Here is a 21252-nt window from a genome sequence, read left to right as displayed (position 1 = left end):
GCGCACCCGACGGCCCGCATGCGTGCCGCCGGCGCCCCTCCACCGGGCACCGGCGCTTTCCCGAAACAACAGGAATCCTCTTGAACTTTCCCTACGAGTGGCAGATCGGCTGGCGATATACCCGCGCAAGCAAGCGCGCCAGCCGCAACACCTTCATTTCGTTCATCTCGATGATCTCGATGTTCGGGATCGCCCTTGGCGTGGCCGCGCTGATCGTGGTGCTGTCGGTGATGAACGGGTTCCAGAAGGAAGTGCGCGACCGCATGCTGTCGGTGCTGGCGCATATCGAAGTGATCGGTCCGTCGGCGCTGCCGGACTGGCAGAAGACCGCGGCCGAGGCCTTGCAGAACAAAGAAGTGGTCGGCGCCGCGCCCTATGTCGCGGCCCAGGCCATGCTGACCCGCGACGACGCCGTGCGCGGCGTGCTGCTGCGCGGCGTGGAGCCGTCGCAGGAGCCCAAGGTGTCGGATATCGGCAACCAGTTCCGGGCGGGCAGCATGACGGCGCTGGCGCCGGGCGGCTTCGGCATCGCGCTGGGCAACGAGCTGGCCAACGCCATGGGCGTTCAGGTCGGCGACAAGGTCACGTTGGTGGCGCCGCAGGGCACCATCACGCCGGCGGGCGTGCTGCCGCGGCTCAAGCAGTTCACCGTGGTGGGCGTGTTCTCGTCCGGGCATTTCGAGTTCGACAGCGCGCTGGCGCTGGTCAACATGCATGACGCCGAGACCCTGTTCCGCCTGAGCGGACCCACCGGCGTGCGCCTGAAGCTGCAGGACATGCAGCGCGCGCCGCAGGTGGCCAACGAGCTGGCCGGCACCATGTCGGGCGAGCTTTACTTGCGCGACTGGTCCAAGCAGAACCGCAACTGGTTTGCCGCGGTGCAGACCGAGAAGCGCATGATGTTCATCATCCTGACGCTGATCATCGCGGTGGCCGCGTTCAACCTGGTGTCCACGCTGGTGATGACCGTCACCGACAAGCAGGCCGATATCGCCATCCTGCGCACCATGGGCGCGCAGCCCGGCTCGATCATGAAGATCTTTATCGTGCAGGGCGTGGCCATCGGCTTTATCGGCACCATCCTGGGCGTGGCCGGCGGCACGCTGATCGCCACCAATATCGACGTGATCGTGCCTTTCATCGAGCGGCTGCTGCACGTGCAGTTCCTGCCGCGCGACATCTATTTCATCAGCGAATTGCCTTCGGATCCCCGCGTGAACGACATCGCCACCATCGGCATCATTTCCTTTGTGCTGGCCACGCTGGCCACGCTCTATCCCAGCTGGCGTGCCGCCCGCGTCAACCCGGCGGAGGCGCTGCGCTATGAGTGAAGCCGTGTTGCACGCCGATACCCCCACGCCCGCCGCGGACCAGCCGCGCACCGGCTCGCCGGTGCTGGTGGCCGAGGGCCTGACCAAGCGTTTCCGCCAGGGCGAACTCGACGTGGACGTGCTGCGCGGCGTCGATGTGCGCGTCGATGCGGGCGAGAAGGTTGCCATCGTCGGCGCCTCGGGCTCGGGCAAGAGCACGCTGCTGCATGTGCTGGGCGGGCTGGATGAGCCCGACTCCGGCCGCGTCGCGCTGCTCGGCAAGCCGTTCACGGCGCTGCGCGAGCGTGAGCGCAACGTGGTGCGCAACCGCCAGTTGGGCTTCGTCTACCAGTTCCATCACCTGCTGCCGGAATTCACCGCGCTGGACAACGTGGCGATGCCGATGCGCATCCGCGGCCTGACCCAGCATGACGCGCGTGGCGTGGCGCAGGCCATGCTGGAGCGCGTGGGCCTGGGCGGGCGCGCGAAGCACCGCCCGGGCGAGCTGTCCGGCGGCGAGCGCCAGCGCGTGGCCATCGCGCGCGCGCTGGTGGGGCAGCCGGCCTGCGTGCTGGCCGACGAACCCACCGGCAACCTCGACGACCACACCGCCGGCGGCGTCTATGACCTGATGCTGGAACTGTCGCGCACGCTCGGCACCAGCTTCATCATCGTCACCCACGACCTGGACCTGGCCGGACGCTGCGACCGCGTGCTGCGGCTGCGCGACGGGCACCTGCACCAGGAACGCTGAACCGGGCCGGCCCATGTGGATCGACACCCATTGCCACCTCGACGCCAGCGAGTTCGACGCTGACCGCCAGCAGGTGGCCGACTCGGCCGAGGCCGCCGGCGTGCGCGGCATCGTGGTACCCGCGGTGGCGGTGTGGAACTTCGATGCCGTGCGCGCGCTGGCGCGCCACGATGCGCGCTGCGTCTATGCGCTCGGCATCCATCCGCTGTGCTCGCCCGGCGCCGGCCAGGCCGACCTTGACACGCTGCGGCGCGAGGTGGCGGCCAGCATGGGCGACCCGCGCTTTGTCGGCATCGGCGAGATCGGGCTCGACTTCTTCGTCGCGGGGCTGGATGCGGAGCACCAGACCTGGCTCTACGCGGAGCAGCTGAAGATCGCGCGCGAATTTGACCTGCCGGTGCTGCTGCATGTGCGCAAGTCGCAGGACCAGGTCGGCGCGCAGCTGCGCAAGCTGGGCGTGAAGCGCGGCATTGCCCACGCCTTCAACGGCAGCAATGAACAGGCGCGGCGCTTGGTCGAGCAGGGCCTGAAGCTCGGCTTCGGCGGCAACGTCACCTTCAGCCGCGCGCGGCAGATCCGCCGGCTGGCGACGGAGCTGCCGCTGGAGGCGCTGGTGCTGGAAACCGACGCACCCGACATGGCGCCGGCGTGGCTGTCTGACGACCAGTTCGGCGAACAGCACAAGGCGCGCAACACGCCCGCGGAGGTGGCGGGCGTGGCGCGTGTGATGGCTGAATTGCGGGAAATCGATGCGATGACGCTGGCGCAGGCGACATGGCGCAATGCCGTGGATGCGATGCCGCGGCTGGCAGCGTTTGCGGACACCATGGCGCCCCCGGTTTCCGCCGGACACACAACTTCCAATTCTTCTTGACGGGCTGACAAGCTCGGCGCGCCCCGGCGCGGGTACAACTCCGGCTATGCAAGATCAGCCGGGGGAGGTGCCGTGCGTCGGTTCGTGGTGGCATTCGTCGCGGGATGCTGGATGCTGCAGCAGCAGTCAACGCTGCCGCAGCAGGATGGCTTGCGCCTGGGCGCCGTGGTGCTGGCGTTGGTCGCGCTCGGCATGGTCTTGTGGGGCAGGCGGCTGCATGTCGCGGCGCATGGCCTGGCGCTTGCCGGGCTGGCGTTCGGCGCCGCCTTCTGCTGGGCGGCCTGGCGGGCCGAACTGCGCATGCGCGACTGGCTGCCGGCCACGCTGGAGGCGCGCGACCTCGACGTGCGCGGCGTGGTGTCGGGGCTGCCGGCGGATGCCGCCACCGGGACGCGCTTTGCTTTGACTGTGGAGCAGGGGGAAGCGGGCCAGCCTCTGCCGCGCCGCGTGATCCTCAACTGGCGTGGTGCGCCGCCCGACCTGCGTCCCGGGCAGCGCCTCTCGCTGACCCTGCGCCTGCGGCGTCCGCGCGGGCTCGCCAATCCTTTCGGTTCTGACTACGCCTATTGGCTGCTGGCGCAGGGCTATGGCGCCACCGGCTATGTGCGCCGCGCACAAGGGCCGCCGCAGGACGCGTCCGCGGAGCGGCTGGCATGGCGCATTGAGGCCTGGCGCGCCGCCGTGCGCGATCACCTGCGCGCGGCGCTGCCGGCCGATGCGCGCTTCGGTGCGGTGCTGATCGCGCTGGTCATTGGCGACCAGCGCGGCATCGATGCGGACGACTGGCAACTGTTCCGGCGCACCGGCGTCAGCCACCTGGTTGCGATCTCCGGGCTGCATATCACCATGATCGCCGGCATGGCGGCGTCGCTTGCCGGGCTGCTGTGGCGGCATTCGTTCGGACTCGGCCACTGGCTGCGCCGGCCGTTGCCGCTGTGGCTGCCTGCCCGGCAGGCTGCGCTGGGGGCGGCCGTGGCCAGTGCGCTGGCTTACGGCTTGCTGGCCGGCATGCAGATCCCGGCGCTGCGCACCGTGGCCATGCTCTGCGTGGCGGCCATTGCGGTGTGGGGTGCGCGTGCGCCGCCCGCCTCGGTGGTGCTGGCCTGGGCGGCGCTGGTGGCATTGCTGCTGGATCCGTGGGCGGTGATGTTGCCCGGCTTCTGGCTGTCCTTCGGCGCGGTGGCGGTGATCTTCTTCGCGGCCCGGCCCGGCCGGGATGCTTCGACGGAAGGGCGTTGGCAACGCCTGCGGCCCACGCTCGCCGCCGGGGTGCGCACGCAGTGGGCCGTGACCATCGGGCTGGTGCCGCTGACCTTGCTGCTGTTCGGCCAGGTATCGGTGGTGTCGCCGTTGGCCAATGCGGTGGCGATTCCGGTCGTCAGCCTGCTGGTGACGCCGCTGGCATTGCTCGGCGCGGCCTTGCCCATGGTGCTGGCCGGGCCGGTGCTGGCGCTGGCCCACCTGGCCATGGTGGCGCTGTCCGCCGTGCTGGACTGGCTTTCCGCGCTGCCATGGGCGATGTGGGAAGCGGCCAGCGCGGGGCCGTTGGGGCTGGTGCTGGCCGCGCTCGGTGTCGGGCTGCTGGTCGCGCCGGTCGCCACCGCGCGCGTGCGCCTGCACGGCGGGCTGCTGATGCTGCCGATGCTGCTGGCGCGCGGCCCACCGGTTGCGCATGGCGAGTTCCGCGCCGTGATGCTGGACGTAGGGCAGGGCACGGCGGTGCTGGTGCGGACGCGTGCGCATGCGCTGCTGTACGACGCCGGGCCGGCCTACGCGTCGGGGTCCAGCGCCGGTGCGCAGGTGGTGGTGCCGTTGCTGCGGGGCGAGGGGATCGGCCGGCTCGACCACCTGATGGTCAGCCATGAGGACACCGACCATGCCGGTGGCGTGGCGGACATTGCGGCAGCGGTGGCCGTGGCCGCGCGCAGCACCGGAGCGCCAGTCGGTCACGTTCTGCTTGGGTCGGCGGCAAATGACTGGTCGCCATGCGCGGCGGGCCAGCAATGGGAGTGGGACGGTGTGCGCTTTACCGTGCTGCATCCGCTCGCGGAGCAGGCGCAGCAGGGCGCCATTGCCAGCAATGCGCGCAGCTGCGTGCTGCGCGTGGATGCGGCGGCGCACAGCCTGTTGCTGACCGGCGATATCGGCGTGGCGCAGGAGCGTGCGTTGATCGACAGGTTGCCGGCCGAGGCGCTGCGTGCCGACGTGCTGGTGGTGGCCCACCATGGCAGCGGCAGCTCGTCCGGCGCAGCCTGGCTGGAGGCGGTGCGCCCGTCGGCGGCGGTGTTCCAGCTGGGTTATGCCAACCACTATCGCCACCCGAGTGGCGAGGTGTGGGAGCGCTACGGCCGCGCCGGCGTCCTGCGCTACCGGACCGATGAAACCGGCGCGGTGACCATGGCCACCGTGCCTTCGGGATACACGTTGTCGATGTTCCGGCAGGCGCAGCCGCGCTACTGGCGGACGCGGCCGCCGGCGCCGCGCTAGGACACTAGGGGTCAGTTGACCTTGCGGCGGCGCGTGCGCGTGGCTGGCTCCGCCGCGGGCTTCGGGCGGCTTCGTGCCGGCGGGACTGGCCGCGCCGGCTCCGCACCGGCAATGCGCCGTTCGCGCAGATGCGCCTTGGCGCGCTGCAGGCGGGGGGCGACGGTGTCGGCGCGCGCCAGCGCCACGCCGGCGGCCAGGACGTCGCCCAGTACCAGGTGGCTGATGCGCGAGGTCATCGGCGTGTAGACCTCGCTGTCTTCCTCGACGTCGGAGAACACGCAGACGTCGGCCAGCCGCGCCAGCGGCGAGCCGCTGTGCGTGATCGCCAGCACGCTGGCGCCGCTGCTGCGCGCCAGCGTGGCGGCGGTCAGCATGTCCCAGGTGCGGCCGCTGTTGGAGACCAGCACGGCCACGTCGCCACGGGCGAGCAGCGCGGCCGACATGCTGAACACATGCGGGTCGGAATACGCAACGGTCGGCATGCCGAGTCGGAAGAACTTGTGCTGGATATCCAGCGCGACGATGCCGGAGTTGCCGCAGCCGTAGAACTCGATGCGCCGCGCGCCGGCGAGTAGCTGGATGCCATGCTCGATCTGGTCGGCGGAGAGCGCATTGCGCACGCTCATCAGCGTGGCAATGGTGCGGTCGAAGACCTTGCCGGCGATGTCCGCGGGGCGGTCGTCGGCCGCGACGTCCTGGTGCACGAAGGGCGTGCCGCCGCCGACGTTCTGTGCGAACTGCAGCTTGAATTCGCGGAAGCCGTCGTAGCCCAGCGCCGCGCAGAAGCGCGCGATGGTGGGCTGCGACACGCCGGCGCGCTCAGCCAGCTCGGGCATCGACAGCCGGATCACGGCGGCGCCATGCTGGGCGACATAGTCGGCCAGGCGGCGTTCAGAAGGGCGGAGCGTGTCGTAGACGGCTTGGATTCGGTCGCGCATGGCGGCGGGCGGCAGTGTCGGGGGTTGCGGGTATGTAGAGATTCTACATCGGATGGCGCCGCATCTTGCCCGAAATGGTGCGTCGCCCGCCCTCGGGGTTTGCCCTGATTCCGGGAATTTCTGCGCAATTGTGCTGCATGAGCGGGTCGACGGCGCGCTCATGCTCGGTATAATGGTGGCGATTTGTAGAAAATCTACATGCGATGGCGCGGCATTACCGCGCCGCCACCAAGCCCACAAGGAACGTCTCCGCCATGCCTTCTGCCGTCCATGCCGAGCTTCTTGCCGTCACCGAGCGCATCGTTGCGCGCAGCCGCGCCAGCCGCGCCGCCTACCTTGCCCGCTGCGAGCGCGCGCAGGCTGAACTGGGGCCGCTGCGCGGCATGTCCTGCGCCAACCTGGCGCACGGCTTTGCCGCACTGCCGGCCAACGACAAGCTGAAGCTGCGCGTCGACCATGCCCCCAACCTGGGCATCGTCACCGCGTACAACGACATGCTGTCGGCGCACCAGCCGTACGAGCGCTACCCCGCCGTGATCCGCGAGGCCGCGCGCGCGGTGGGCGCGGTGGCGCAGGTGGCGGGCGGCGTGCCGGCGATGTGCGACGGCATCACGCAGGGCAACCCGGGCATGGAGCTGTCGCTGTTCTCGCGCGATGCGATTGCCATGGGCACCGCGGTGGCGCTGTCGCACAACACCTTTGATGCGGCGCTGATGCTGGGCGTGTGCGACAAGATCGTGCCGGGCCTGCTGATGGGCGCGCTGCAGTTCGGCCACCTGCCGATGGTGTTCGTGCCGGCGGGCCCGATGGCCAGCGGGCTGCCCAACAAGGAGAAGGCGCGCGTGCGCCAGCTCTACGCCACCGGCCAGGTCGGGCGCGATGCGCTGCTCGAGGCCGAATGCCAGGCCTACCACGGCGCCGGCACCTGCACCTTCTACGGCACCGCCAACAGCAACCAGTTCCTGATGGAGATCATGGGCCTGCACCTGCCCGGCGCGGCCTTCGTGCACCCGGACAGCGGCCTGCGCGATGCGCTGACCGCGGCGGCCGCGCAACGCGCGATCGCCCTGCGCGCGCGCGGCGACGAATACCTGCCGCTGGCGCGCATCGTTGACGAACGCGCCATTGCCAACGCCATGGTCGGCCTGCTGGCGACCGGCGGCTCCACCAACCACACCATCCACCTGGTGGCGATGGCGCGCGCCGCGGGCATCGTCATCGACTGGAATGATTTCGACCTGCTGTCGCGCATCACGCCGCTGCTGGCGCGCGTCTACCCGAATGGCTCGGCCGATGTGAACCACTTCCATGCCGCGGGCGGCGCCGGCTTCGTCATCCGCGAACTGCTGCAGGCCGGTCTGCTGCACGAGGACGTGCAGACCGTGGTCGGCCCCGGGCTGGCCCGCTATGCGCAGGAGCCGGTGATGACCGACGGCGTGCTGCGCTGGCGCGACGGCGCGGCGCACAGCGGCGACGCGCAGGTGCTGGCGACGGCCGCGGAGCCTTTCTCTGCCGAGGGCGGGCTGCGGCTGATGCAGGGCAACCTGGGCCGCGGCGTGATCAAGGTCTCGGCGGTGGCGCCGGAGCACCGCGTGGTCGAAGCCCCGGTGCGGGTGTTCGATGCGCAGGAGGCGCTGCAGGCTGCCTTCGATGCGGGCGAGCTGACTGGCGACCTGGTCGCGGTGGTGCGTTTCCAGGGGCCGAACGCCAACGGCATGCCTGAGCTGCACCGCCTGACCCCGGTGCTGGGCGCGCTGCAGGACGCCGGCCACAAGGTGGCGCTGGTGACCGACGGCCGCATGTCCGGCGCGTCGGGCAAGGTGCCGGCGGTGATCCACGTCGGCCCCGAGGCGCTGGCCGGCGGCGCGCTGGCGCGCGTGCGCGATGGCGACCGCATCCGTGTCGATGCCGTCGCCGGCACGCTGCAATGGCTGGGCGACGAAGGCGAATTCGCGGCGCGCGAGCTGGCCGCGGCGCCGGACGACGATTTCGCGCAATTCAGCCTGGGGCGCGGCCTGTTCGGCCTGTTCCGGCGCCATGCGCGCATCGCGGAAGAGGGCGGCAGCGCACTTGACCTGTCCGAGGCGGATGCCGAAGCCGGAGCAGGCGGGCGCCAACGTACCGCAGCGGCGCAATCCGTCGCACAATAGCCAGGCCTGAGGCCGATTTTCCCCTGAAGTTCCCTGCGGGGCGGCAGCGCCCCCGGACGTCTTTGCGCCGCCGCAAGGACGTCCAGCTGGACCGATAAGGACAGACAAGGATGGCGACACCATCCGATACCAAGACCGACGGAGCAGACATGATCTATATCCTGATGGGCGTTTCCGGCAGCGGCAAGACCACGGTCGGCCAGTTGCTGGCGCAGCGACTGGGCTGCGGCTTCCATGACGCCGATGCATTCCACAGCGACGCCAACAAGGCCAAGATGCACGCGGGCATCCCGCTGACCGACGAAGACCGCTGGCCGTGGCTGGCGGCCATGCGCGCCGCCATCGACGCGGCCCGGGCCGAAGCCCGCACCCATGTCTTCACCTGCTCGGCACTGCGCCAGGCCTACCGCGACCGGCTGACCCCGCCCGACGGCGGCGTGACCTTCGTCTTCATGAGGGGCGATGCGTCGCTGATCGGCATGCGCCTGTCCGCGCGCACGGAACACTTCTTCAACCCCGACCTGCTGCAAAGCCAGTTCGATACGCTGGAAGAGCCCAGCGACGCGCTGGTGCTCGACATCCGCCAGTCCCCCGAGGCGCTGGTCGCCACCATCCTGCAGGCCACGGTGCCGCAGGGCGCCGGCGCGGCGCGCTGACCGGCTGACCGCGCCGACCGTTCCGGCCGGCCCGTTCCCGCGCAGCCCGCAAGCGGCCGCCAGCCTGGCTGGCGGCCGTTTTTGCGTGCGCTGGCAGACATCTTGCTAGTTCACTTTCCGTGCCGGCCGGCACCCGCCAGCTTGCGGGTTTCGCCGGTACGGGTATGCTGAAAGGGCCAGTGACTCGACAGTATCGCCGTGAGCGCCCCGAACGGGCAGGCGCGGCGGGCTGGGGACAGGAAAGCCAGGGCAAAACCAGGGCAGCCGGTAGCGACCCCGAAGTCGCAGTGAAGCGGTAGCACCGGAAGCCCGCGACATGGAGGAACGGCCATCATGGCGGGGCGGTATTTCGACGAGATGCTGGACTGGCGCACGGACGGGGCGCAATGGGTCATCCAGGCGGGGCAGGCATTGCCTGAAGGCGCGGTGCGCCCGCATTACCGGCATTTCGCTGACTGGCTGGCGCGGCAGTCTGAAAGCACGATGGGCAACAAGCGCGCCGAGGCCGACCTGATCTTCCGGCGCGTGGGCATTACCTTTGCCGTCTACGGCGACAAGGATGAAGCCAACAGCGGCACCGAACGCACCATTCCGTTCGACGTGATCCCGCGCATCTTCCCGGCCAGCGAATGGGCGCTGCTGGAAAAAGGCCTGCGCCAGCGCGTGGCCGCGCTCAACCGCTTTGTCCACGACATCTACCACGGCCAGGACATCATCCGCGCCGGCGTGATCCCGCCCGACCAGATCTACAACAACGCCCAGTACCGGCCCGAGATGCTCGGCGTCAACGTGCCGCACGACATCTATGCGCACGTGGCCGGCATCGACGTGGTGCGCGCCGGCGAGGGCGAGTTCTACGTGCTGGAAGACAACCTGCGCGTGCCCTCGGGCGTGTCGTACATGCTGGAAAACCGCAAGATGATGATGCGGTTGTTCCCGGACCTGTTCGCGCGCAACCGGGTGGCGCCGGTGGCCCACTATCCTGACCTGTTGCTCGACATGCTGCGCGGGGTGTCGCCGCAGGCCATTGCCGATCCCACCGTGGTGGTGCTGACGCCGGGCATGTACAACTCGGCGTACTTCGAGCATGCCTTCCTGGCGCAGCAGATGGGCGTGGAGCTGGTCGAAGGCAGCGATCTCTTCGTCGAGGACGATCACCTGTTCATGCGCACCACGCAGGGCCCGCAGCGCATCGACGTGATCTACCGCCGCGTCGACGACGACTTCCTCGACCCGCTGGTGTTCCGCCACGATTCCTCGCTGGGCGCGGCCGGCCTGCTGTCGGTCTACCGCGCCGGCAACGTGACCATCTGCAACGCCATCGGCACCGGCGTGGCCGACGACAAGTCGATCTATCCGTACGTGCCCGACATGATCCGCTTCTACCTGGGCGAAGAGGCGATCCTGAGCAACGTGCCGACCTATATGTGCCGGCGCCCGGACGACCTGCAGTACGTGCTGGACCATATGGAAGCGCTGGTAGTCAAGGAGACCCACGGCGCCGGCGGCTACGGCATGCTGGTCGGCCCGGCCGCGACGCGGGCCGAGATCGATGCCTTCCGCGAAGTGGTGAAGGCGCGCCCGGAGCAGTACATCGCGCAGCCGACGCTGGCGCTGTCGACCTGCCCGACCTATGTGGAGTCGGGCATCGCGCCGCGCCATATCGACCTGCGCCCGTTCGTGCTGTCAGGCAAGGAGGTGCGCATGGTGCCTGGCGGGCTGACCCGCGTGGCGCTGCGCGAAGGCTCGCTGGTGGTGAATTCCTCGCAAGGGGGCGGCACCAAGGACACCTGGGTGCTGGAACGATGAACGCGACCCCCTTGATGACCGCCGCAATGACCGCCATGGCGACCGCCGCCACGCCAGGAGAGCCCACATGCTGAGCCGCACCGCCGACCACCTGTTCTGGATGGCCCGCTACACCGAGCGCGCGGAGAACACCGCGCGCATGCTCGACGTCAACTACCAGACCTCGCTCCTGCCGCAATCGGCCGAAGTGGCCGAGCAGGGCTGGTGGGCCATGCTCGATATCTCCGAGCTGACCGAGGTCTTCGACCACAAGTACGGACTGCTGTCGCGCGATGATGTGATCGACTTCATGGTGCGCGACATGACCAACGCCTCGTCCATCATGAGCTGCCTGCGCGCGGCGCGCGAGAATGCGCGCGCGGTGCGCGGCTCGCTGACCACCGAGGTCTGGGAGACCGTCAACACCACCTGGCTGGAGGTGCAGCGCCTGATCGCCGACGGCGTGCTGAAGGAAGACCCGTCGCGCTTCTTCGAATGGGTCAAGTTCCGCTCGCACCTGGCGCGCGGGGTCCAGTTCGGCACCATGCTCAAGGACGATGCCTTCCACTTCATGCGGCTGGGCACGTTCCTGGAGCGCGCCGACAACACCGCGCGGATCCTCGACGTCAAGTTCCAGGCATCGGGCAGCGACGAGAGCGATGCCAACCGCGACCAGAATGATTTCTATCACTGGGCCGCGGTGCTGCGCTCGGTATCGGGCTTCGAGGTCTACCGCAAGGTCTATCGCGCGGTCATTACGCCGCAGCGCGTGGCCGAGCTGCTGATCCTGCGGCCCGACATGCCGCGTTCGCTGGTGTCGAGCATGGACGAGGTGGTGGCCATCCTCCACACGGTGCGCAACCAGCAATCGGCGGAAACTGAGCGCCAGGCTGGTAAACTCCACGCCGACCTGAAGTACGCGCGCATCGACGACATTTTCGCTGTCGGCCTGCACGCGTACCTGACCAGCTTCCTGGAGCGCATCGGCGATCTCGGCAATGGCATCAGCCGGGACTTCCTCGTGCCGCTGCTGGCTGCCTGAGATGGGCCGCCGGCAGCCTCCATGTGCCGCCGCCGCGCCCTGATACCGTGAAATACAAGATCCACCACCATACTGTCTACCGCTACGCCGAGCCGGTGCGCCGCAGCGTGCACGAAGTGCGGCTCGAGCCGCGTTCGGGCCCGCTGCAGACCGTGCACCGCTGGCAACTGGTCGCGCCTGGCAATCCGTCGGCGGCGCACGACGGCTTCGGCAACATCGTGCACAACTTCACGGTGGCCGGACCGACCAGCACCATCTCGATCGAAGCCAGCGGGGAGGTGGAAGTGCTGCCGCCGCATGGCGACCTCGACCGGGACGGCCACCATGCGTTCTGCGACGCCCCGCCCCCCGGCGAATCCCGGGTGTCGCCGCTGTACTTCCTCGGCAGCACGCCACTGACCTCGGCGCCGCCGGAGATGCAGGCGTTTGCCGCACCGTTCCTGGCGGCCGGGCACGAGATTCCGGCGCTGCTGGCGCTGGCCCAGGGGATTGCGGAGCGGGTGCGCTACAAGCCCAACACCACTGACGTCGGCACCTCGGCGGCCGAGGCCTTCAGCCTGGGCAGCGGCGTGTGCCAGGACCAGGCGCAGGTGATGGTGGCGGCGTGCCGGGCGCTGGGCATCCCGGCACGCTATGTGAGCGGATACTTCTACGATCCGGCCGCGATCGAAATGGCCAGCCATGCCTGGGCCGACGTATGCCTGGACCCGGCGCGCGAGGTGTGGTGCAGCGTCGACATCACCCACGGCTGCCTTACCGACGAGCGCCATATACGCCTCGCGGTGGGGCGCGATTACGCGTCGGCCGCACCAGTCAGGGGCATCCTGGAAGGGGGTTCCGGCGAGACGCTCGAAGTCGATGTGAGCATCACGCCGCTTTTCACCTGATTAGGTGCCTGATTCCAGACGGGGCGCGGTGCCGCGGTACGGGCGCTAGAATCCGGGGTATGCAGGCCATCGGCTGGCCACTTCCGGCTGCCGCAAAGCACACCAAAACAAGACCATGACTTACTGTGTAGCCATGCGGCTGGATGCCGGCCTGGTATTCCTGTCCGATTCCCGCACCAATGCGGGGGTAGATGCCATCTCCACGTCGCGCAAGATGACGGTGTTCGAAGAACCCGGCGACCGCGTGATGGTGCTGATGACCGCCGGCAACCTGGCGATCAGCCAGTCGGTGCGCCAGATCCTGGCCGAGAACCATGACGAGAAGCGCTCGTTGTGGACCGCTCGCGACATGTTCGAGGCCGCTTCCATCGTCGGCGAGGCGGTGCGCCAGGTGCACAAGCGCGACGCGCATGCGCTGCGCGATGCCGGCATCGAATTCAATGTCAGCCTGATCTTCGGCGGCCAGGTGCGCGGTGAGCGGGTGCGCCTGTTCAACATCTACGCGGCGGGCAATTTTGTCGAGGCCACGCCCGAGAACTGCTACTTCCAGATCGGCGAGGCCAAGTACGGCAAGCCCATCATCGACCGCGTGGTGCACCCGTCGCTGCCGCTGGCCGAGGGGGCCAAATGCGCGCTGATCTCGATGGATTCGACGCTCAAGTCGAATATCTCGGTCGGCCTGCCGCTGGACCTGCTGGTCTATGAGGCCGATACGCTGTGCGTGACGCGTTTTGTCAATATCGACGAGCGCAACGTCTACTTCCGCATGATCCGTGACACCTGGGGGCAGCGCCTGCGCCAGGTCTTCGGCGAGATCCACAACCCGGACTGGGATCCCGGCGCGCCAGCCGAATTTTCGCTGGCGCGGCCCGGCGAGGCCGACCGCTGGGGCCAGCCGGTGCGCGCCAAGCGCAATCCGTCGCGTACCCAGGACTGAGGGTCGGGCGAGGAAACAAGCGATGCGCGAGATCATTCATTTTTCCCATGCCAACGGCTTTCCGGTGACCACCTACCGCAAGCTGTTTGGCGAACTGGACGGCGACTTCGAATTCCGCGCCGTGGACCGCTACGGGCACAAGCCTGAATTCCCGGTGACGCGCGGCTGGCCGCACCTGGTGGAGGAGCTGCTCGGCGAGATCGACCGCCAGTACCGCGAGCCGGTGTGGCTGGTGGGCCATTCGCTGGGCGGCTTCCTGTCGCTGATGGCGGCGCTGCGGCGCCCGGAGCGCGTGCGCGGCGTGGTGATGCTGGATTCGCCGATCATTGCCGGCTGGCGCGCGTCGCTGCTGAAGACCGCCCAGATGTTCGGCATGGACGAAAAGCCCGGCCCGGCCGCGGTGACCAAAAACCGGCGCACCCACTGGCCGGATGCCGAGGCGGTCTGGGAACACTTCCGCGCCAAGCCCAACTTCGCGGTGTGGGACCAGGAAGTGCTGCGCGACTACGCCATCCACGGCACCGAACCGACCGGCAAGCACAACGAGCGGCGGCTGCGCTTTGACCGCGAGGTCGAATACTGGATCTACCGCACGCTGCCGACCAGCCTGGGGCGCAAGGTGGCGCGCGGCGCGCCGGTGCCGGTCGGCTTTGTTGCCGGCACGCGTTCGCGCGAGGTGCGCCAGTGCGGGCTGGGTGCCACCCGCAAGCTGGTCGGCCCGAACCTGCGCTTTATCGAAGGCGGCCATCTGTACCCGATGGAGCGGCCGCAGGAGACGGCGCAACTGGTGCGCGACCTGATCGGCGCGATGCGCCGCGAGGGGCGCTGAGGCGCGCATATGGGGGTCATGCAGGGGCTGTGCGGCGCATGCGCCGCAACACACCGGGATAGCCTGTTGCAGCCCCGCCGAGGAGGGGGCTGTCACAATTTCCGGGTCGGCGGGGATCGGGCTCTCATGTATAATCCCGATTTCCCCGGCAAGCTCGGTTTATGACCAAATTCGTCTTCGTCACCGGTGGCGTCGTCTCTTCTCTCGGCAAGGGCATCGCTGCTGCCTCGCTCGCGGCCATTCTTGAGTCGCGCGGCCTCAAAGTCACCCTCCTCAAGCTAGATCCCTACATCAACGTCGATCCCGGCACGATGAGCCCCTTCCAGCATGGCGAGGTGTTTGTCACGGAAGACGGTGCTGAAACCGACCTGGATCTCGGCCACTACGAGCGTTTCGTCTCGGCCAAGATGCGCAAGTCGAACAACTTCACCACCGGCCAGATCTACGAATCGGTGATCCGCAAGGAGCGCCGCGGCGAATACCTGGGCAAGACCGTGCAGGTGATCCCGCATATCACCAACGAGATCCAGGCTTTCGTCGAGAAGGGCGCCGCGGCGTCGCACGACGGCAAGGCCGACGTGGCGCTGGTGGAAATCGGCGGCACCGTGGGGGACATCGAATCGCTGCCGTTCCTGGAAGCCGCGCGCCAGATGAGCCTGCGCATGGGCCGCAACCACTGCGCCTTCGTGCACCTGACGCTGGTGCCGTTCATTGCCAGCGCCGGCGAGCTCAAGACCAAGCCGACCCAGCACTCGGTGCAGAAGCTGCGTGAAATCGGCATCTCGCCGACCGCGCTGCTGTGCCGTGCCGACCGCCCGATCCCGGACGACGAGCGCGCCAAGATTTCGCTGTTCGCCAATATCCCGCAGGAAGCCGTGATTTCGGTGTGGGACGCGGACACCATCTACAAGATCCCGCAGATGCTCAACGAGCAGGGCCTGGACCGCCTGATCTGCGAGGAGCTGCGCCTGGATCCCAAGCCGGCCGACCTGTCGATGTGGCAGAAGCTGGTCAACGCCCAGGAAAATCCCGAGCACGAGATCACCATCGGCATGGTCGGCAAGTACGTCGACCTGACCGAGTCGTACAAGTCGCTGATCGAGGCCCTGCGCCACGCCGGCATGCACACCGCCACGCGCGTCAACATCGAGTACATCGATTCCGAGGAACTGGAATCGGGCCACCTCGAGGTGCTGGCCCCGCTCGACGCCATCCTGGTGCCGGGCGGCTTCGGCAAGCGCGGCACGGAAGGCAAGATCCGCGCGATCCAGTACGCCCGCGAGAACAACATCCCGTACCTGGGCATCTGCCTGGGCATGCAGCTGGCCGTGATCGAGTTTGCCCGCCACCTGGCCGGCATGACCGATGCCAACTCGACCGAGTTCAACCTGGAAACCGAACACCCGGTGGTCGCGCTGATCACCGAGTGGGTGGACCGCGAAGGCAAGGTCGAGCAGCGCTCGGCCGATTCCGACCTGGGCGGCACCATGCGCCTGGGCGCCCAGCGCGTGCCGGTCAAGGAAGGCACCAAGGCATCGACGATCTACGGCGCCGAGGTCAACGAACGCCACCGTCACCGCTACGAGGTCAACAACCACTACGTGCCGACGCTGGAAAAGGCCGGCATGGTGATCTCGGCGCGCACGCCGACCGAGAACCTGCCGGAAATGATGGAGCTGCCCGAGTCGATGCACCCCTGGTTCGTCGGCGTGCAGTTCCACCCGGAATTCACCTCGACGCCGCGCGACGGCCACCCGCTGTTCAAGGCCTACGTCGAAGCCGCGCTGGCCAGCCAGCAGCGCAAGGGCGCTTGAGCCCCGGCGGCAAGCAGGAGAGACAGTCATGAAACTCTGTGGATTCGAGGCCGGCCTCGACAAGCCGTTCTTCCTGATCGCAGGTCCGTGCGTGATCGAGTCGGAGCAGATGGCGCTGGATACGGCCGGCGAGCTCAAGGCCATCACCGCTGAACTGGGCATCCCGTTCATCTACAAGTCGTCGTTCGACAAGGCCAACCGGTCTTCGGGCAAGACGTTCCGCGGCCTGGGGATGGAAAAGGGACTGGAGATCCTGGCGACCGTCAAGCGCGAGATCGGCGTGCCGGTGCTGACCGACATCCACGAGATCGACGAGATCAAGCCCGTCGCCGCCGTGGTGGACGTGCTGCAGACGCCGGCCTTCCTGTGCCGCCAGACTGATTTCATCCGTGCCTGCGCCCAGAGCGGCAAGCCGGTGAACATCAAGAAGGGCCAGTTCCTGGCGCCGCACGACATGAAGAACGTGATCGACAAGGCGCGCGATGCCGCGCGCGAAGCCGGTCTGCCTGACGATGTCTTCATGGCCTGCGAGCGTGGTGTCTCGTTCGGCTACAACAATCTTGTATCCGACATGCGCTCGCTGGCGATCATGCGCGAGACCAGCGCCCCGGTGGTGTTCGACGCCACCCACTCGGTGCAGCTGCCGGGCGGCCAGGGCACCAGTTCGGGCGGCCAGCGCGAGTTCGTGCCGGTGCTGTCGCGTGCCGCCGTCGCCACCGGCGTGGCGGGCCTGTTCATGGAAACGCACCCGGACCCGAGCAAGGCCATGTCCGATGGCCCCAATGCGGTGCCGCTGTCGCGCATGAAGGAACTGCTGGCCGTGCTCAAGGACCTGGACACGCTGGTCAAGCGCGCCGGCTTCCTGGAAGACAACTTCGGCTGGCCGGCCTGCGCCTGAGCGGGCCCGGTTTTGTCACCACCGCGCCCTTCGTGGAAGCCGGTGGTGACAAACCATATCGAAAGACAATACAAAAAATCGGGAGATTCTCCATGGCCGCGGGCTTTATCATCGCCTACGTCGACGTGACCGACCCCCAGCAGTACGAAGAATACAAAGTGCTCTCGAGCAAGGCCATGCAGATCCATGGCGCCGAGGTGCTGGTGCGCGGCGGCAAGACCGAGCCGCTGGAGGGCGAGTGGGCGCCGACCCGCGTCGTGGTGCTGAAATTCCCCAGCTATGAAGCCGCCAAGGCCTTCCACGACGGCGAGGCCTACCGCGCCGCCCGCAAGTCGCGCGAGCACGCGGCAAAGATGAACATGATCGTGGTGGAAGGCGCTGCCTGAGGGTTGTCGGGCAGTTTGACATGCGCCTGACACGGGCACAGGTTGAAGTAATCAGCAGCAGCAAGAATCAACAGTCAGAGAGGAATTCATGAGTGCAATCGTAGATATCATCGGTCGCGAGGTTCTCGACTCGCGCGGCAACCCCACCGTCGAATGCGACGTGCTGCTGGAATCCGGCGTGATGGGCCGTGCAGCGGTTCCGTCGGGCGCGTCGACCGGTTCGCGCGAGGCCATCGAGCTGCGTGACGGCGACAAGTCGCGCTACCTGGGCAAGGGCGTGCTGAAGGCCGTCGAGCACATCAACACCGAAATCTCCGAAGCCATCATGGGCCTGGACGCCTCCGAGCAGGCCTTCCTGGACCGCACCCTGATCGACCTCGACGGCACCGAGAACAAGGGCCGCCTGGGCGCCAACGCCATGCTGGCCGTGTCGATGGCCGTGGCCAAGGCCGCCGCTGAAGAAGCCGGCCTGCCGCTGTACCGCTACTTCGGCGGTTCGGGCGCGATGCAACTGCCGGTGCCGATGATGAACATCGTCAACGGCGGCGCGCACGCCAACAACAGCCTGGACATCCAGGAATTCATGATCATGCCGGTGTCGCAGACCAGCTTCCGCGAAGCCCTGCGCTGCGGCGCCGAGATCTTCCACGCGCTGAAGAAGATCCTGGCCGACAAGGGCATGTCCACCGCGGTGGGCGACGAGGGCGGCTTCGCCCCGAACTTCTCGTCCAACGAGGAATGCCTGAACACCGTGGTGCAGGCCATCGAGAAGGCCGGCTACCGCGCCGGTGAAGACGTGCTGCTGGCGCTGGACTGCGCCGCCAGCGAGTTCTATCACGAAGGTGAAGGTACGTACCAGCTGGAAGGTGAGGGCCTGAAGCTGACCTCGACGCAGTTCGCCGACTACCTGGCCAACCTGTGCGACAAGTTCCCGATCGTGTCGATCGAGGACGGCATGGCCGAAGGCGACTGGGACGGCTGGAAGACGCTGACCGAGAAGCTGGGCACGCGCGTGCAGCTGGTGGGTGACGACCTGTTCGTCACCAACACCAAGATCCTGAAGGAAGGCATCGACAAGGGCATCGGCAACTCGATCCTGATCAAGATCAACCAGATCGGCACCCTGACCGAGACCTTTGCCGCCATCGAGATGGCCAAGCGCGCCGGCTACACCGCCGTGATCTCGCACCGCTCGGGCGAGACCGAAGACAGCACCATCGCCGACATCGCCGTGGGCACCAACGCCGGCCAGATCAAGACCGGCTCGCTGTCGCGCTCGGACCGCATGGCCAAGTACAACCAGCTGCTGCGCATCGAGGAAGACCTCGGCGATATCGCCAGCTACCCGGGCAAGGGCGCGTTCTACAACCTGCGCTGACACCTTGCCCCGTCGTTCCCGCTTGCGCGGGAGCGGCAGCAAGCGAATGGAATGGCGGCGGCCGGGATTCCCTGGCCGCCGCCGTTTTTGTATCGAAATCTGCCTGGCAATTGCCTTCTAGGCTGAGTTCGCAGATCATTGTGCGGAATTTCCTGTCCGCAATCTTTCATGCGCCTGATTTCGCTGCTGTTGTTCGTGCTGCTGCTTGCCATCCAGTACCCACTCTGGCTGGGCAAGGGCGGATGGCTGCGCGTGTGGGACCTGAACCGGCAACTGACCGAGGAGGGCACCCGCAACCAGACGCTCAAGCTGCGCAACGCCAAGCTGGAAGGGGAAGTCGCCGACCTGCAGGACGGCACCGGCGCGATCGAGGAACGTGCCCGCTATGAGCTGGGCATGGTGAAGGAAGGCGAGGTCTTCGTGCAGTTTGTCGCGCCGGCGCCCAACGTCAGCGCCACGCCGCCGTTGCCGCCGCCGCCGAATTCGGTCGCCGGAAGAGGCGGCCACTAAGAGGCGTCTTGCCTCTCACTGTCGGTGGGCTTGGATCCAGCCCGCCGCCTGCCCGTCACCACCAGCCGTACGGATAGCCACCCCAGCCCCAGCCGGGCATGCCGACGCTGACGCCGCCGCCCCAGTGGCCGCCACCCCATCCCCCGTAATACAGGTTCCAGCTCGTGTTCGGATAGCCATAAGCCGCGCGCGCGGCCGCGGCCTGCTGGTCGAGCGCGATCGCGGCTGCCTGCTCGCGCAGTATCTGCTGGTTCAGCGTGTCGAGCTTCTGCTTGTCGTCGGCCGTCAGCGGCGCTGGCGGGATGGCGTTGGGCGCCAGCCGCGCCGTGGGCGGCGAGCCGTTGACGTCGCGCGGCAGCTCTGCGCAGCCGGCGGCCAGCAGCAGTGCGCCGATCGCGGCGCAGGCGGCAATGCCGCGCAACGCGGCCGGCACGATGGCGGGAGATTCAGGCAGGGAGGGGGTGGCTCGGGCGGACATGGCTGTTCTCAGGCTCGCTTGCGGCAGCTGGATGCTGCCATCGTACAGCCGTTGGACCGGACGGCAAGGCGGTTGTTTCCGCCGTGCCGCCCCGCGCCTGCCGCTCAGTGGTGCTGGTGCGCGCCGGCACCGGCGCCGGTGGCGATATGGGTGGCCGAGAACAGCTGGGCGCAGTCGACCGGATCAAACTCATAGCGCAGGCCGCAGAAGTCGCAGTGGATCTCGACCTGGCCGCGCTCGGCGATGATGCCTTCGATCTCTTCCTGGCCCAGCGACTGCAGCATGCCCGCCACCTTGGGGCGCGAGCAAGAGCAATGGAAATGCGGCGTCAGCGGCTCAAACACGCGCAGGCCGGCGGCCTGCAGGTCTTCCCAGAACAGGCGGCGCAGCAGGGTGTCGGGGGTCTCGGACAGCAGTTCGTCGGCCTTGAGCGTGGCGCCCAGCTGCACGGCGCGGTCCCAGGTGTCCAGGTCTTGCGCGCGGGCATGGCTGGCCAGCGGCGCGCCGGTCTCGCCGACTTCCGCGGTGCCGCCGTAGGCCGGCAGCTTCTGCAGCAGCATGCCGGCGGCGACATGGTCGTCCGCCGCCAGCCACAGGCGCGTGTCGAGCTGCTCGGACGCCTGCATGTAGTGCTCCAGCACGGCGCTGATCGAGGCCAGCGGGCCATGCGCGTCGGCCAGCGGCACGATGCCCTGGTACGCCTGCTGGCCCGGCAGCTTGTCCTTCGGGTCCAGCGTGATGGCAAAGCGGCCGTGGCCGTGGGCGTTGACCATCTGCGCCAGCGTGGCGTCGTCGGCGATGTGCGCGTCCTCGGCCAGCTTGGCGGTGGCGCGCATCGACAGGTCGGACAGGCATTCCACCACCAGCATGCGCACCGGGCCGTCGCCGTGCAGCTGCATCACCAGCGCCCCATTGAACTTCAGGTTGGCCGACAGCAGCGCCGCGGCGGCGATCATCTCGCCCAGCAGCCGGCGCACCGGTGCGGGGTAGCTGTGGCGGCCCAGCACTTCTTGCCAGGTGGCTTCCATGCGCACCAGCTCGCCGCGCACGGGGGCCGCGTCGAACAGGAATTTCTGCAGGGTGTCGGGGGTGGTGGTATCGGTCACAATAATCTGTCGATGATTCGGTAAGTGCCG

The 21252-nt window shown here is 68.1% G+C and carries 19 protein-coding genes; 16 read left to right on the top strand and 3 right to left on the bottom strand.

Annotation, left to right across the window (positions count from 1 at the left end; translation table 11 throughout):
• The first annotated feature begins 80 nt into the window (after positions 1–80).
• From ACW4E8_RS07815 to ACW4E8_RS07800, 4 genes are all read left to right on the top strand, one after another.
• Entirely contained in the window at positions 81–1331 is a 1251-nt protein-coding gene (locus ACW4E8_RS07815) for a lipoprotein-releasing ABC transporter permease subunit (RefSeq protein ID WP_456803981.1), read from the top strand.
• Positions 1324–2064 (top strand): lipoprotein-releasing ABC transporter ATP-binding protein LolD, encoded by a 741-nt coding sequence (gene lolD, locus ACW4E8_RS07810; RefSeq protein WP_010809010.1) that lies wholly within the window; start codon positions 1324–1326, stop codon positions 2062–2064. Before ACW4E8_RS07815 ends, lolD begins: the two co-directional genes overlap by 8 nt.
• Positions 2065–2077: 13 nt before the next feature.
• Complete coding sequence (locus ACW4E8_RS07805) at positions 2078–2938, top strand: TatD family hydrolase (protein WP_456803980.1); 861 nt, start codon at positions 2078–2080, stop codon at positions 2936–2938.
• Positions 2939–3010: 72 nt separating this feature from the next.
• Entirely contained in the window at positions 3011–5425 is a 2415-nt protein-coding gene (locus tag ACW4E8_RS07800) for a DNA internalization-related competence protein ComEC/Rec2 (protein WP_456803979.1), read from the top strand.
• An 11-nt stretch (positions 5426–5436) separates the two neighbouring features.
• Here the strand turns inward: ACW4E8_RS07800 and ACW4E8_RS07795 are convergent, their stop codons facing one another.
• Positions 5437–6363: a MurR/RpiR family transcriptional regulator gene (locus ACW4E8_RS07795; protein WP_456803978.1), complete on the bottom strand. Its 927-nt coding sequence runs from the start codon at positions 6361–6363 to the stop codon at positions 5437–5439.
• A 254-nt stretch (positions 6364–6617) separates the two neighbouring features.
• On the opposite strand from ACW4E8_RS07795, the gene edd reads away from it, so the two are divergent.
• The 12 genes from edd to ftsB all read left to right on the top strand — a co-directional run bounded on the left by edd (position 6618) and on the right by ftsB (position 19638).
• Positions 6618–8513 carry a phosphogluconate dehydratase gene (edd, locus tag ACW4E8_RS07790; RefSeq protein ID WP_456803977.1) on the top strand — a complete coding sequence of 632 codons (1896 nt, stop codon included), beginning with the start codon at positions 6618–6620 and terminating at the stop codon, positions 8511–8513.
• 149 nt (positions 8514–8662) lie between these two features.
• Complete coding sequence (locus tag ACW4E8_RS07785; RefSeq protein ID WP_456804108.1) at positions 8663–9169, top strand: gluconokinase; 507 nt, start codon at positions 8663–8665, stop codon at positions 9167–9169.
• A gap of 333 nt (positions 9170–9502) precedes the next feature.
• The gene (locus tag ACW4E8_RS07780; protein ID WP_456803976.1) at positions 9503–10978 is read left to right on the top strand and encodes a circularly permuted type 2 ATP-grasp protein; all 1476 of its coding nucleotides are present in this window, start codon (positions 9503–9505) and stop codon (positions 10976–10978) included.
• Positions 10979–11045: 67 nt separating this feature from the next.
• A complete protein-coding gene (locus ACW4E8_RS07775; protein ID WP_340520102.1) occupies positions 11046–11999 on the top strand; it encodes an alpha-E domain-containing protein in 954 nt (317 codons plus the stop codon).
• Between the two features lie 47 nt (positions 12000–12046).
• Positions 12047–12886: a transglutaminase family protein gene (locus ACW4E8_RS07770; protein WP_456803975.1), complete on the top strand. Its 840-nt coding sequence runs from the start codon at positions 12047–12049 to the stop codon at positions 12884–12886.
• A 115-nt stretch (positions 12887–13001) separates the two neighbouring features.
• Positions 13002–13823, top strand: coding sequence for a peptidase (locus ACW4E8_RS07765; protein WP_340520106.1), 822 nt, complete (start codon positions 13002–13004; stop codon positions 13821–13823).
• 22 nt (positions 13824–13845) lie between these two features.
• The gene (locus tag ACW4E8_RS07760; protein ID WP_035822894.1) at positions 13846–14652 is read left to right on the top strand and encodes an alpha/beta fold hydrolase; all 807 of its coding nucleotides are present in this window, start codon (positions 13846–13848) and stop codon (positions 14650–14652) included.
• 161 nt (positions 14653–14813) lie between these two features.
• Positions 14814–16466, top strand: a complete 1653-nt coding sequence (locus tag ACW4E8_RS07755) for a CTP synthase (protein WP_456803974.1) — start codon at positions 14814–14816, stop codon at positions 16464–16466.
• Between the two features lie 28 nt (positions 16467–16494).
• Positions 16495–17364: a 3-deoxy-8-phosphooctulonate synthase gene (gene kdsA, locus ACW4E8_RS07750; protein WP_456803973.1), complete on the top strand. Its 870-nt coding sequence runs from the start codon at positions 16495–16497 to the stop codon at positions 17362–17364.
• Between the two features lie 92 nt (positions 17365–17456).
• Positions 17457–17750 (top strand): DUF1330 domain-containing protein, encoded by a 294-nt coding sequence (locus tag ACW4E8_RS07745; protein ID WP_456803972.1) that lies wholly within the window; start codon positions 17457–17459, stop codon positions 17748–17750.
• Positions 17751–17838: 88 nt separating this feature from the next.
• The gene (gene eno, locus ACW4E8_RS07740) at positions 17839–19128 is read left to right on the top strand and encodes a phosphopyruvate hydratase (RefSeq protein ID WP_456803971.1); all 1290 of its coding nucleotides are present in this window, start codon (positions 17839–17841) and stop codon (positions 19126–19128) included.
• Positions 19129–19296: 168 nt separating this feature from the next.
• Positions 19297–19638: a cell division protein FtsB gene (gene ftsB / locus ACW4E8_RS07735; protein WP_456803970.1), complete on the top strand. Its 342-nt coding sequence runs from the start codon at positions 19297–19299 to the stop codon at positions 19636–19638.
• A gap of 55 nt (positions 19639–19693) precedes the next feature.
• Here ftsB and ACW4E8_RS07730 read toward each other — a convergent pair whose 3' ends face one another.
• Positions 19694–20116, bottom strand: a complete 423-nt coding sequence (locus ACW4E8_RS07730) for a hypothetical protein (RefSeq protein WP_456803969.1) — start codon at positions 20114–20116, stop codon at positions 19694–19696.
• 104 nt (positions 20117–20220) lie between these two features.
• Positions 20221–21222: an Hsp33 family molecular chaperone HslO gene (gene hslO, locus ACW4E8_RS07725; protein WP_456803968.1), complete on the bottom strand. Its 1002-nt coding sequence runs from the start codon at positions 21220–21222 to the stop codon at positions 20221–20223.
• Positions 21223–21252 lie beyond the last annotated feature (30 nt).

The organism is Cupriavidus sp. CP313, from assembly GCF_054072015.1.
Note: the sequence above shows the minus strand (reverse complement) of the source record. Positions and strands in the feature narration are given on the sequence as shown.

What these genes read in the sequence shown, in the direction of transcription:
- ACW4E8_RS07730 (WP_456803969.1), bottom strand. Translation starts at nt 20,116, where the DNA reads ATGTCCGCCCGAGCCACCCCCTCCCTGCCTGAATCTCCCGCCATCGTG.
- ftsB (WP_456803970.1), top strand. Translation starts at nt 19,297, where the DNA reads ATGCGCCTGATTTCGCTGCTGTTGTTCGTGCTGCTGCTTGCCATCCAG.
- ACW4E8_RS07755 (WP_456803974.1), top strand. Translation starts at nt 14,814, where the DNA reads ATGACCAAATTCGTCTTCGTCACCGGTGGCGTCGTCTCTTCTCTCGGC.
- ACW4E8_RS07765 (WP_340520106.1), top strand. Translation starts at nt 13,002, where the DNA reads ATGACTTACTGTGTAGCCATGCGGCTGGATGCCGGCCTGGTATTCCTG.
- edd (WP_456803977.1), top strand. Translation starts at nt 6,618, where the DNA reads ATGCCTTCTGCCGTCCATGCCGAGCTTCTTGCCGTCACCGAGCGCATC.
- ACW4E8_RS07805 (WP_456803980.1), top strand. Translation starts at nt 2,078, where the DNA reads ATGTGGATCGACACCCATTGCCACCTCGACGCCAGCGAGTTCGACGCT.
- ACW4E8_RS07780 (WP_456803976.1), top strand. Translation starts at nt 9,503, where the DNA reads ATGGCGGGGCGGTATTTCGACGAGATGCTGGACTGGCGCACGGACGGG.
- kdsA (WP_456803973.1), top strand. Translation starts at nt 16,495, where the DNA reads ATGAAACTCTGTGGATTCGAGGCCGGCCTCGACAAGCCGTTCTTCCTG.
- ACW4E8_RS07775 (WP_340520102.1), top strand. Translation starts at nt 11,046, where the DNA reads ATGCTGAGCCGCACCGCCGACCACCTGTTCTGGATGGCCCGCTACACC.
- ACW4E8_RS07795 (WP_456803978.1), bottom strand. Translation starts at nt 6,363, where the DNA reads ATGCGCGACCGAATCCAAGCCGTCTACGACACGCTCCGCCCTTCTGAA.
- ACW4E8_RS07760 (WP_035822894.1), top strand. Translation starts at nt 13,846, where the DNA reads ATGCGCGAGATCATTCATTTTTCCCATGCCAACGGCTTTCCGGTGACC.
- eno (WP_456803971.1), top strand. Translation starts at nt 17,839, where the DNA reads ATGAGTGCAATCGTAGATATCATCGGTCGCGAGGTTCTCGACTCGCGC.
- lolD (WP_010809010.1), top strand. Translation starts at nt 1,324, where the DNA reads ATGAGTGAAGCCGTGTTGCACGCCGATACCCCCACGCCCGCCGCGGAC.
- ACW4E8_RS07785 (WP_456804108.1), top strand. Translation starts at nt 8,663, where the DNA reads ATGATCTATATCCTGATGGGCGTTTCCGGCAGCGGCAAGACCACGGTC.
- ACW4E8_RS07745 (WP_456803972.1), top strand. Translation starts at nt 17,457, where the DNA reads ATGGCCGCGGGCTTTATCATCGCCTACGTCGACGTGACCGACCCCCAG.